This window comes from Allobosea sp. P4_E12, assembly GCF_056401655.1.
The window spans coordinates 37,735-50,032 of record NZ_JBFUIY010000003.1; the positions used below are offsets into that span (position 1 = coordinate 37,735).

Consider the following 12,298-nt stretch of genomic DNA (forward strand, 5'->3'; position numbering starts at 1 on the left):
TTAGCCACGCCAACCGTCCCTCTCCTGCCCCTGGCCGACATACACGTGCGGCAAGGAGCGCGCGAGCCGCGGGACCAGTTCGATGACCGTGATGCCGATCGCCTCCGCGAGATCATGGATCGAGATCTCGTCGGTGCCCTGCCGCCCCAGGACCACGACCTCATCGCCGGGCGCGACCTCGGAGATCCCCGTCACGTCGATGACCGAATGCTGAAAGGTCCGGCGCCCGAGCACGGGGCAGCGCCGGCCGTGGATCAGAACCTCGCCGAGCGGCGGAACATGGTTCAGCCCATCCCAGAAGCCGATCGGCGCGACCGCGGTCCGCATGCCGCGTTCGATGGCGATCGGCGCGCCATAGCCGATCCCCAGCACCGTTCCCGGAGGATGCTCCTGGACCTGGATGATCCGGGATTTCACGGCGGTGAGCAGAGGCGAGAGGCCGCCGCTCTCCATCCAGTTCTCGTCAAGCCCGCCGCCATAGATCAGGCGCCCGGGGTCGACCGCATTGAAGAGCATGTCGGGATAGGCCAGCACCACCCGGCTCGACGCCAGCATGAGGATGAGATCGTCGTGGCCGGCTGCCGCAGCATCGGCTGCCGCCTGCCGGAAGAGCTCTGCCTGGCGCCTGCTGATATCGGGATCATCGGGCGTGCTGAGATGCGAGTACAGGCCGCGCACCCTGACATGATCGGCAGCACGAAGGCGCTGCAGCACGCCGGGCCATTGCTCGGGGCGCAGGCCGTAGCGGCCAAGTCCGCAATCGACCTCGACAAAGACCTCGATCCGCTCGCCAGCCGTCAGCACCGCGTCCATATCGGCCATGCTCTGGACCGTGACCGTGGCGCCGAGCCTGGCGGCGGCCGGCAGATCGCCCGGCGTGGTCGACGCGAACAACAGGACGGGAAGCGTCGTGCCGGTGCTGCGGATCGAAACGACTTCGTCAGGGCTGCCGGCGCAAAAGCCGTCGACGCCGGCCCGTTCCGCGGCCTTCGCGACCGCGGCGGCGCCAAAGCCGAAGCCGTCGCCCTTGCAGACGAAGTAGATGCGAACATCCCGTCCGACCAGACTGCGCGTTGCCGCGACATTCCGGCTCAATGCACCGAAATCGAGCTCCGCCCAGCTTGGGCGCAGGAGCCGGGCGAGATCGTGCCGGCGGCAATCGGTCCGGTTGTGGCCCGGATCGATTGCCGAGAGTGCGACTTGCGCCGTCATGCCAGCTCTCCCTCATATTCCGGGCTCAGCGCCGCCCGGCCCTGATCCCCTTCCATGAAGAGACGGAGCTGCGCTTCCGCCAGTTTCGGCAAATCGGACGCCAGGCCATCGCGACGAATGTCCGTTGCGACCCGGTCTGCGCGACCGTTCGCTCCGGTGACGACACCATAGACGTCGCGGGCGAACTCCCTGGTGAAGCGGCCGTCGCGGACATCGGCTGCGACATGGTCCGGGTCACGCTCGAGCGGATCGCCATTGCCTGCCCCACCCGGGGCGACATGGGTGAAGAGATCGCCCTTGCTGAGAGCGAGCGTCCGCATCGGCATCACCGGGAGCAGTTCAGTCGTGCCGTTCCGATCGATGATATTGAGCGATGGAGAGCCCGGACATCCGCCGAAGAGGCCCGGCGGCAGATGCGCGCGCCGGTCGGAACGGATTGTCAGCTGCGCGTCATCCCCGAGGATACGGTACGAGCGCGTGATCGCCATGCCGCCACGGCGGCGGCCGGCACCGCCTGAATTGGCAACGAGACCATAGCTCTCGATCCGCAAGGGATAGCGCGCCTCGATCAGTTCGATCGGCATGTTCGAGAGGTTCGCGCCGGGGTTGGCGATACCGTCGACCCCGTCCTTCGTGGCCCGGCCGCCCCAGCTTCCGAGAATGCCATCGGTGATCAGCCAGGTCTTCCCCTCGTGGATGCCGCTGAGCGACACGGCGGAGGGCCCGCCTTCGCCGGCGGCAGGCATCCGGTCCGGCACGATCTGGGCAAACGCATTGAACAGCACATCGAGCATCCGATAGGCCATGACGCCGCGGGCTGCGCAGGCCGCCGGCGGACGCGGGTTGACGATGGTGCCGAGCGGAGCCACGACCCGAACCGGCCGCGTATAACCCTCGCAGTTTGGAACCGCCGCCTGGACGGCGCAGCGCAAGGCGGCATAGGCGACCGAATAGGTGATCGCCACGGGTCCGTTGATGGCGCCCGGCACCTCCCCGCTGGTCCCCGTCCAGTCGATCTCAAGCTCGTCGCCCGCAACCGTGATCGTGACCTTGAAGCGGATCGGCCCGCCGCCCTCGCCGAGGCCGTCGATGAAATCCTCGGCCTCATAGACGCCGTCAGGCATCGCGCGGATCTCGTCGCGGACGAGCTTTTCCGCGTAATCGTGCAGTTCCGCCAGCATTCCGCGCATGGCCGGCGCGCCGTATTTTTCGAGCACCTTGCCGAAGCCGCGTTCGGCGGCGGCGCAGGCGGCGATCTGGGCCCGAAGATCGCCCAGAACCTGTTCCGGAACGCGGGAATTGACCTCCAGGAAAGCCAGGAGGTTCTCGTCCATCCGGTCTTCCTGCATCACCTTGATGAGCGGGATCCGCAATCCTTCCTGGAAGATCTCGGTGGCATGCAGGGCCATGCTGCCCGGCGCCATGCCCCCGAGATCAGTGTGGTGGACGAGGCTCGCAACGAAGCCTTCGACATGGCCGGCGTGGAACACGGGCTTGACCAGATAGACGTCCGGCAGATGCATGCCGCCGGCACCGTAGGGGTCGTTGGTGATGTAGCCGTCGCCCGGCTGCATCGTCCCGCCGAAGCGTTTCAGGATGTTGACCATCACACTCGGGAACGAGCCGAGATGCACCGGATTGGTCAGGCCCTGGGCGATGATCAGGCCGTTTCGATCGCAGAGCGCCGTCGAGTAGTCCATCGAGTCCCGGACGATCGGCGAATAGGCGCTGCGCAGGATGACCAGCGCCATCTCGTCGGCGATGGAGGCGAGCGCGTTCTTGACGATCTCCAGGGTCACCGGATCGGAGCGCGACATTTCGGGGGCAGAATGGGGGGCACTATGAGGGGCGAGCATGACGTCACCTTTCCGAGGCTGTGAGTACGAGATTGCCCAATTCGTCGAGACCCGCCGTCCAGCCAGGAGGAACCACGCAGGTGGCGTCGTATTCCTCGACGATCAGCGGGCTTTCCCGGTCGCCGGCCGCGAGGTCGAGACGCGTGATGATCGGCGTCTCCAGGTGCCCCCAGTCCTGCCCGAACCAGCAGGTCCGCATCGACGGAGAACCCGCCACCCCCGTTCGCGCGTCCGGGGCTGACGGCCGATAGGCGTCGGTCCTGTCGCTGCGGGGACGGCCGGTCACGCGGATATTGACGATCTCGAGCGGATCGCTCGTCGATGCATGGCCATAGGTCTGCTTGTGCTCACGGTGGAAGGCCGCGCCCATGGCGGCGATGTCGATGGGGTCGCCCGGACGGTCTGTCAGCCCGATCGTCAGCTCATAGGCCTGCCCGGCGTAACGCAGGTCGGCAAGGCGGTCGATTTCGATGTCCGCTCTGGTGAAGCCATCGGCCTCGAGGCCGGCGAACATGCTGGTCTCGAGCTTGCGGTAGGCCGTATCGAGCCTGTCGGAATCGATCGCCTCAAGCGCGCAGAAATAGGTCTGCATCAGGTCGTGCTCGGTCGTCGAGTAGAGCAGGCCAAGCGCGCTGAAGACGCCGGGATGGGACGGGACGACGACACGCTTCATGTCGAGGAGACGCGCGATCTCGGCGGCCACCGCCGGACCGTTGCCGCCGAAGGCGAAGAGGGTGAAGTCGCGCGGATCGCGGCCGCGATAGGTCGAGACCGCCTTGACGGCTCGCATCATCGTCGAGGCCGCGATGGCGTAGACGCCATGGGCGGCCGTCTCGAGGTCGAGCCCCGTGGGGGCGCAGACCTGCTCGCTGATCGCACGCCGCGAGCGCTCCGCATCGAGGCGCACGGCGCCGCCGGCGATGTATTCCGGATTGATGTAGCCGAGCACGACGAGCGCGTCGGTCAGCGTCGGGCGGGTTCCGCCCGTGCCGTAGCAGGCCGGGCCCGGGACGGCGCCGGCACTGTCGGGACCGACCTGGATCAGGCCGCCGGCATCGACCCGGATGATGCTGCCGCCGCCGGCGCCGATCTCGGAGACGTCGATGAAGGGCAGCTTCACCGCGTGCCCACCGCCCTTGATCAGCTTGCTCGATATGTTGATCCCGGCCCCGACCTCGTACTCCGTCGTGCGCGCGGGCTGGCCCTGCTCGATGATCGCGGCCTTGGCGGTCGTCCCGCCCATGTCGATCGTGATGATATCGTTCGAACTTCCCGCCGCGCCGATGCGGGCGGCGGCGATGACGCCGGCAGCGGGACCGGACTCGATGATGCAGGCCGGCTTCTCGCTCGCGGACAAGGCACTCATCACCCCTCCGCTCGACTGCATGACCTGCAGCGGTGCGTGAATGCCGGCGTCGCGCAGCCGCGTCGACAGGGCACGCAGATAGGAGCGCACGACGGGCCCGAGATAGGCGTTGACCACCACCGTGCTCGTACGCTCGTATTCGCGGATCTCCGGCAGGACATCGCTGGAGCAGCTGACGAAGACCTCGGGGCCGAGCATCCCGGCGAGAATCTCGCAGGCCCGCCGCTCGTGCTGCGGGTTGGCATAAGCGTGCAGGAAACTGACCGCGACCGCGCGTGTGTCGCTCGCCGCGATGCTGCGCGCCGCCTCGACGACGCTGTCCTCGTCCAGGGGCAGGACGATGTCGCCATGGGCTCCCATGCGCTCGGCAATCTCGTAGCGCCGATGGCGCGGCACCAGCGGCGTCGGCTTCTCGTAATTCAGATTGTAGAGCTCGGGCATGCGCAGCCGGCCGAGCTCGAGGACGTCGCGGAATCCGCGCGTCGTCAGCAGCGCGGTCGTGGCGCCCTTGCCCTCCAGGATCGCGTTGGTTGCCACGGTCGTGGCGTGCACGACCTCCTCGATCTCGGTCGGCTTGCCGCCGATGCGAGCCAGCAACGCAAGCACGCCCTCGACGATGCCGCGGCTGTAGTCGTCGGGCGTCGACGGTCGTTTGAACGAATGGACCGTCTGACCGTTCTCCAGGAAGGTGATATCCGTGAAGGTGCCGCCGATATCGGCACCCACTCGAAACGAGCGCGCTGTCATAGGTTGGTCTCCGCTAGGTTTTGGACCGAGATGGGCGCTGCGTGACAACGGACGAGCCGATCGCCGAGGTGAACCTCGGGTGGCTCGCTTTGCGCACAGATCGGAATCCGGTTGCTGCAACGGGGTTCGAAGGGGCAGCCGCCATGGCGGGCCGCTTCGGGCAGTGGCGGTTCGGCCGGGCGATTGCGCCCGGCGAGCCCGCGCGGAATGGCGGCGACCAGGCGCTGCGTATAGGGATGCGCCGGCGCCGCCAGAATCTCTGCGGCAGGACCCATTTCGACGATACGGCCGGCATGCATCACCAGCACGCGGTCGCAGAACGCCCCGACGAGCCCGAGATCGTGGCTGATGATCACCAGCGTCAGGTGCCTGTCGCGATGCAGCTGCTGAAGCAGCGCAATGATCTCGTTCTGCACGGAGACGTCGAGAGCCGATGTCGGCTCGTCGGCGATCAACACCTCCGGCTGTCGGGCGAGCGCGCGGGCGATCCCGATCCGCTGCTTCTGGCCGCCCGATAGCTGATGCGGCAGCCGATCGAGCAGTTCCGGCCCGAGACTGACCTGCGCCAGCAGGGCATCGAGCGCTCCCGGCGCGAGCGGCCCGCCGAAGGCTTCGCTCAGGCTGCGCGCGACGGTCTTGCGCGGGTTCAAGGCCGTGTGAGCGCCCTGGAAGACGAACTGCACGCGGTTTCGGAAACGCTGCCAGTCCGCGGCCGCAAAGCTCGCAAGATCGCGTCCTTCGAACGAGACCTGACCGCTGCTCGGGCGGTCGAGCCCGACGAGAAGCCGCGCGAGCGTCGACTTGCCGCTGCCGCTTTCGCCGACGATGCCGAGCACGTCGCCGGCCCGGACGTCGAAGCTCGCCCCGAGCAGAGCCGACGTCGTCCTCCGGTCGAGCAGGCGCGCCAGCGCCGAACGCGCCAGGGGGTAGCGCCGGCTTGCGCCTGCGGCGGCAAGGAGCGGCGGCGGGACTGTTTCGGCTTGGCTCATCTCAGGCGCTCCGCCAGCAGGCGCTGACATGGCCGCCCTCACCCCGCAGGCTCGGCCGCAAGTTGCAGTCCGTGTCAGCCAGAGGGCAGCGCAGCAGGAAATCGCAGGCGCCTTCGCCGGGGTTCCCGGTCAGGCGACCGGGCTCAGCGGCGCGCAGCGGGCGGCCTGGCCTTGGCACGGAGTCCAGCAGGAGACGCGTGTAGGGGTGACGCGGAGACGTGAAGATCGCCTCCGTGCTGCCGGATTCGACGATCCGGCCGCGATACATCACCGCGATCTGGTCACAGAACTCCGCGACCAGATCGAGATTATGCGAGATGAACAGCAGGGTGATCCCGAATGTCGCGCTGATGTCGCGCAGCAGCGCAACCACCTGGGCCTGAACGGTGACGTCGAGCGCCGTCGTCGGCTCGTCTGCGATCAGCAGGCGCGGCCGGCAGGCGATGGCCATCGCGATCAGCACGCGCTGGCGCATGCCGCCGCTGAGCTCATGGGGATATTGGCCGCTCCGGCGGCGCGGATCGTCGATACCGACCTTGCCGAGGAGCTGTTCGGCCTCCGACCAGGCCGCCCCGGGGCCCGGATCGTCATGGCTGCGAATGGCGTCGACGAGTTGCCGGCCGATCGTGAAGGCGGGATTGAGGGCGGTCATCGGATCCTGGAAGATCATGGCCACCTTGCGGCCACGCAGATCGCGACACGCGCTCTCGGGAATGGCCGTGATGTCCTGCCCTTCGAGGCTCATCGCGCCCCCCACGACCCGGCCCGAGCGCCCAAGCAGGTGCATGATCGCCAGCGCGGTGACGCTCTTGCCCGAGCCCGACTCGCCGACGATCGCGAGTTTTTCGCCGGCCCGCACCTGGAGGGTGACGCCGTGAACCACCGTCCGGGCCGCGGCGCCCTGACCAAAGCGATGGACAGGTCATTCAGGGACAGCATGGGCGCGCTCATAGTGCCGGTCCCCCATCACGCCGCCGGGGATCGAGCACCGTCCGCAGGGCGTCGCCGACCAGGTTGAAGCCGATCACGGTGAGGAAGATCGCCAGGCCCGGCCAGGTCGCGACCCACCATTCGTCGGAGAAGGCGAGCGAGCGCGCATCGGCCAGCATTCCGCCCCAGCTCGGGGTCGGTGGCTGCACGCCGAGACCGATGAAGCTGAGCGAGGCTTCGATGATGATGCCGATGCCGATCAGCACGCTCGCCTGGACGAAGATCGGCGAGAGGATGTTGGGCAGGATATCGCTGGCCATGATGGACCAGGACCCCGCGCCCTGCAGGCGCCGCGCTGCGACGTAATCCGCCCTGGCCTCGGCCAGGGCCAGGCCATGGGCGACGCGCGCCAGCCCGGGGATGAACAGCAAGCCGACGAGGAGAATGATCTTGGCTTCGTTGGGGAGCACGAGCGGCCCCAGCTGCACCGACCCGGTGCCGAAGATTCCGACGATCGCGATCGCCCAGACGAGCAGCGGGATCGCCGCGAAGATATCCATCAGGCCGAGCAGGACGGTCTCGACGAGCGTGCCGCTGTAATACCCGGAGAGGATACCGACCAAGAGCCCGCCGGAGAGGCCGATCGCGACGGTCAGTACACCGATCATCAGGGATCCACGCGCGCCCCAGACGAGCCGGGCGAGGATATCGCGGCCGACCTCGTCCGTGCCCAGCAGGAATGACGGACCCGGAGGCTCCAGCCGATGCTCCATCATCAGATCGAGGGGATCGTGCAGAGGGAGCCAGGGGGCGAGAAGCGCAGCCAGGACGACGAAGCCGACGATGACCAACCCGACCAGGCCGATGCGCGTCTGAGCAAGGCGGCGCATCGTGCCGGTGAGCCCGGACAGCCGGGGCACGGCGCGGATGCCGGCGGCCGCTGCCACGGGCGGAGATGCTGTCGAACGCGCGGCGTCAAGCATGTCTCAGCCTCGGGTTGATCAGCCGCTGGACAAGATCAGCAGCGAGATTTGAGAGGATGAACATCACCGTGACGACCAGAACGGTGGCCTGGATCATCGGATAGTCGCGTTGCGTGATGGCGGTCAGCAGGGCCCGCGAAAGACCCGGTATGTTGAAGACCAGCTCGATGATGATCGCCCAGCCGAACATGTAGCCGAACGACATGCCGGCGACGCTGACGAAGGGTGGAAGTGCGTTCTTCACCACGTAGCGCGCGACCAGACTGCGTCTCAAGCCGAGAGCATGCGCGGTGCGGACGTAGTCCTGGCCCAGGATCTCGATGACGGAGGCGCGCATCAGGCGGCTGAGCGCACCGATATAGTAGAGCGCGATCGACAGGGCCGGCAGCACCAGGGAGGTGAGATGRGCGTGCCAGCCTTCCGAGAGCGGCGTGATCCCGATCGGCGGCACCCAGCCCAGCCTGACGGCAAAGACGCGGATCAGGATCAGGGCGAGCCAGAATCCCGGGACCGACACCGCCATCAGGGATAGCACCCTGATCAGGTGGTCCGGCCAGCGGTCTTCCGTCAGCCCGGCGACCAGGCCGAGCGGAATCGCGCCGGCCAGCGTCAGGAGAAAGGTCGCGACCACCAGTTCGACTGTGACCGGCAGGCTCTCGCGCAGCTCGAGGTCGATCGAACGGCCGGTGATATAGGAGGTGCCGAAGCCCGAGCGGGGAAGCTGCGCAACCCATGCTGCGTATTGGGCGGGCAAAGCGCGGTCGAGACCGCGATCGCGCTCGAACTCATGGATCTGCTCGACGGTGGCGTCCGTGCCGAGCACGATCCGCGCCGGCGAGAGCGGGGTCAGCCGCGTGAGCGCGAAGAGGAGCGCGCTGACCACGACGAGCACGGCAAGACTGCTGAGAATGCGACTGGCAAACCACATGGTTTCTCGCCTCAGCGGAGATCGGCCACGGCCGCGTCGGTCAGGCGCAGCGTGATCCCGGTATTCGGCTCGAAGCCCTGCACATTGCTGCGCCAGAGGTTGAAGCTGTGGACGGCTCCGATCCAGGTCGACGGCGAGTCCGCCGCCAGGATCGCCTGCATATCGGCCAGGATCGGTCCCAGAGACTTTTCGTCGTCGACACGGAAGCTCTCGGTCAGAAGCGTATTGAGCCGCTCGTTGCTGTAGCCGGAGCTGCGCGTCATCACCTGGTTCGGTGTATAGATGCCCTGAATGATGAAGGTGGGATCGGAGGGACCGATGACCGCCATGAGCGCGGAGGTCTGGTTGCCGCCAAAAACCTGCTCGATGAGTTGGCCGGTCTCGAGCGGCTGGAGTTTGACCTTGATTCCGAGCCGGGCCAGCGATGCCTGGATGAAGAGGGCCGCGTCCGCGACGTCCAGCAGATAACCCTGCGACGAATAGAGCAACTCGAATTCGGCCCCGGACGCATAACGGGATTTGGCGAGATGAGCCTTCGCTCTTTCCAGGTTGAAGGCCAGGTCTTCAGCCGCCTTGGCATTGTACCACCAGGCCGAGGCGGGAGCGGGCACAGCCGAGGGCTCGACCAGACCGTTGAAGATCTTCTCGGCGATGGTCTTGCGATCGGTCGCCAGCGAAACCGCCTTGCGGAAATCGGGGTCGTCGAACGGTGGCTTTCGGGTGTTGTGGATCATCAGCATCATGCTGCCGAGCGCCGGACGGCTCGCCCCGGTGATGCCCTGCGCCTTGGCCTGCCGCAGTCGCAGATAGTCGCGGACCGGCGGCGCCCCGATGATGTGGACCGATTTCGACATCAGCGACGCGATGCGGGCCGCCTCCTCGGAGACGATCCGCACGCGCAACCGGTCCCAGCCCGGGAGATCCTTGCGCCAGTAATTCGGGTTGCGGCGGAACTCGACGACATCGTTGGACCGCGCGGAGACGAAGATGCCGGGCCCGGTTCCCAGGCCCTCAGGCCTCTGCTGGAAGATCTCGTTGCCGTATTTCTCGCGGCTCCCGGCCGGAAAGATACCCATGTATTTGGTCATGTAGTCGAGGAAGGGCCGGAACGGCGCCTTCATCTTGAAGCGCACCTTGTGGCGCGCCAGGATCTCGACGGATTCGATATTCGTCCAGACCGAGCGCCGCAGCGCCTTGTTGGCCGGGTCGAGAATATAGTCGTAGCTGTACTTCACGTCCTCGGCCGTGAAGGGCTGTCCGTTCTGAAACGCGACGTCGTCCCGCAGCTCGAAGATGTATTCGGTCCGGTCTTCGGAGATCGCGGGCAGCGACTTTGCAAGCAGTGGCCGCCGCCGCCCCTCCCCGTCGATCTCGATCAGATTCTCGAAGATGAGCTGATTGACCACCATGGCATCGTGGTTGCCCTGGTTGATCGGATCGAAGGTCGACGGGTTCGAAGGGATAGCCACGACCAGGGATCGCTCATCCGCCGCCTGCGCCGGGAATGGCAGCCCCAGCCCGCCAACGGCTGCCGCCCCGCCCCGGAGGAAAGCACGGCGATCGAGAGAGTCATAAATCATGGCAATTCCCTCGTGGAAACGTTTCCATCATTAGTGGAAACGTTTCACCAAGAATCTTCCTTGTCAAGTGGCCTACCTCGCGGGTCAGCACATGTGCTCGAACGGCCCATGCCCGCCACGGGCGCGAGCAGCCAATCCCGATCGCAGCACAACCAGAGCAAAAATCGACGGAGCGACAGCTCCGTAACGGTTCAGGCGAACCGAGCCAGCCCTCTCAAGACAGCCACCCTTGGGAGTGCGGCTCGGCTGGAGTTTGCGCCTTGACCTTTCCGGCAGATCACAACAGATGGGCGTGTGAATGTTTTCATGACGTAACGTTTCGAACATTCGGTAGTTCAGGCGTTGCCGGTTCCGGATGGATAGGCAGATTTGACGTCATGATCCTTGGCCGGGACGAGCCCTCCCCTGCACGATCCCGGCACGGGGCGCGGCCGTCGCGAGTGCCGGCATGACGACGCTCTCCATGATCCTGCGCGTCGGCCCCCTCCTTGCCATCATCCTGATCGACAGCATCGGCTACACGATCGTCGTGCCGGTCCTTGCCGCGGCGCTCATCGGCGATCAGCCCCTGATGATGGCGGCAGCGCCTGCCGGCCTGCGCTATCTCGTCTATGGCGTCGCGCTCGGCCTCTACGAACTCGTCATGCTCTATGCCGCGCCGGTGCTCGGAGAGATCTCCGACCGCATCGGGCGAAAGCGGATCCTGATCCTTTGCATGCTCGGCATGGCCTTGAGCTTTGCGCTGATCGGCGGCGCCATCGCCTATAACCTCGTCGCCCTGCTGCTGATCGGCCGCTTCATCGGAGGGGCCACGGCAGGCAGCCAGGCCGTCGCACAGGCCGCTGCCGTGGATGCGAGCAGCAGCCAGACGCGCGCGCTCACGCTCAGCCTCTGCCTGTTCGCGTCGTCGCTGGGCTTCATCGTCGGCCCGCTGATCGGCGGCGCGTTCTCGCATGATGCCGCTGCTGTCCTGAGCGATTTCATCCTTCCGATGGCCCTGACCGCCGGTGGCGCCCTGATCGGCCTCGTCCTGATCGCGACGACATTCCAGGAGGCACGCGAACCTCCCGCGCAGGCCGACCCGACGCCGATCAATCTGCTGATGGGAGTGGCGGGGTTTCGCGCGGCGCTGCGCGATCCTGCCATCCGCCATCTGATGCGGGTGTTCGGCCTGATGCAGACCGCCTGGGGAACCTATTTCCTGTTCCTGCCCAGCCTGGTGCTGAACCGGTTCGGCGAGGATGCGGGCACCATCTCATTGCTCATGGCCACGCTCGGCATCGGCTTTTGCATCGCCTACGGCCTCTGTCTGCCCGTGCTCGAGAAGCGGTTCGACCCGCGCGCCATCGCGACATGGTCCTTATGGAGCACTGCCGGGCTGATCGCGGCCTCGCTCGCCGTCCCCCGCCTCGACCTGCTCTGGATCATCGCCTTTCCCACGGCGATCACCGTATCGGTCGCCTATGGTGCGATCATCACCCTGTTTTCCCGGGCCGTCAGCGATGATCGCCAGGGCTGGGTCCTCGGGATCGCGATCGCGATCAATGCGCTCGTCTGGGGCCTGTCTTCGATTCTCAACGGCGCCCTGAGCGCGATCAGCTATCTCGCGCCGTTCGGGCTGTGCCTCGCCACGCTGGCTGCCAGCGCGTTCCTGATGTCATCGCCAAAGGCATCGCCTGCCGCTGCGCGCCAGATTTGACGGGGATT

Annotated in this window: 9 protein-coding genes; 1 reads left to right on the forward strand and 8 read right to left on the reverse strand. The window is 66.6% G+C overall.

Annotated elements, in window-relative coordinates:
* The 8 genes from alr to AC1DW9_RS04025 form a co-directional block, all read right to left on the reverse strand.
* Entirely contained in the window at positions 1-1,212 is a 1,212-nt protein-coding gene (gene alr / locus AC1DW9_RS03990) for an alanine racemase (protein ID WP_476775948.1), read from the reverse strand.
* On the reverse strand, positions 1,209-3,068 hold the full coding sequence (locus AC1DW9_RS03995) for a hydantoinase B/oxoprolinase family protein (RefSeq protein ID WP_476775949.1): 1,860 nt from the start codon (positions 3,066-3,068) through the stop codon (positions 1,209-1,211). The genes alr and AC1DW9_RS03995 overlap by 4 nt, the downstream gene beginning before the upstream one ends.
* Positions 3,069-3,072: 4 nt before the next feature.
* On the reverse strand, positions 3,073-5,181 hold the full coding sequence (locus AC1DW9_RS04000; protein WP_441491333.1) for a hydantoinase/oxoprolinase family protein: 2,109 nt from the start codon (positions 5,179-5,181) through the stop codon (positions 3,073-3,075).
* The gene (locus tag AC1DW9_RS04005; RefSeq protein ID WP_476775950.1) at positions 5,178-6,170 is read right to left on the reverse strand and encodes an ABC transporter ATP-binding protein; all 993 of its coding nucleotides are present in this window, start codon (positions 6,168-6,170) and stop codon (positions 5,178-5,180) included. Before AC1DW9_RS04005 ends, AC1DW9_RS04000 begins: the two co-directional genes overlap by 4 nt.
* A gap of 1 nt (position 6,171) precedes the next feature.
* A complete protein-coding gene (locus tag AC1DW9_RS04010) occupies positions 6,172-7,053 on the reverse strand; it encodes an ABC transporter ATP-binding protein (protein ID WP_476775951.1) in 882 nt (293 codons plus the stop codon).
* A 64-nt stretch (positions 7,054-7,117) separates the two neighbouring features.
* Complete coding sequence (locus AC1DW9_RS04015; protein ID WP_476775952.1) at positions 7,118-8,083, reverse strand: ABC transporter permease; 966 nt, start codon at positions 8,081-8,083, stop codon at positions 7,118-7,120.
* The gene (locus AC1DW9_RS04020) at positions 8,076-9,011 is read right to left on the reverse strand and encodes an ABC transporter permease (protein WP_476775953.1); all 936 of its coding nucleotides are present in this window, start codon (positions 9,009-9,011) and stop codon (positions 8,076-8,078) included. The genes AC1DW9_RS04015 and AC1DW9_RS04020 overlap by 8 nt, the downstream gene beginning before the upstream one ends.
* Before the next feature lie 11 nt (positions 9,012-9,022).
* The gene (locus AC1DW9_RS04025) at positions 9,023-10,591 is read right to left on the reverse strand and encodes an ABC transporter substrate-binding protein (protein ID WP_476775954.1); all 1,569 of its coding nucleotides are present in this window, start codon (positions 10,589-10,591) and stop codon (positions 9,023-9,025) included.
* Positions 10,592-11,039: 448 nt separating this feature from the next.
* Here AC1DW9_RS04025 and AC1DW9_RS04030 point away from each other — a divergent pair, with 448 nt between their 5' ends.
* Positions 11,040-12,290 carry an MFS transporter gene (locus tag AC1DW9_RS04030; RefSeq protein WP_476775955.1) on the forward strand — a complete coding sequence of 417 codons (1,251 nt, stop codon included), beginning with the start codon at positions 11,040-11,042 and terminating at the stop codon, positions 12,288-12,290.
* Positions 12,291-12,298: the final 8 nt, after the last annotated feature.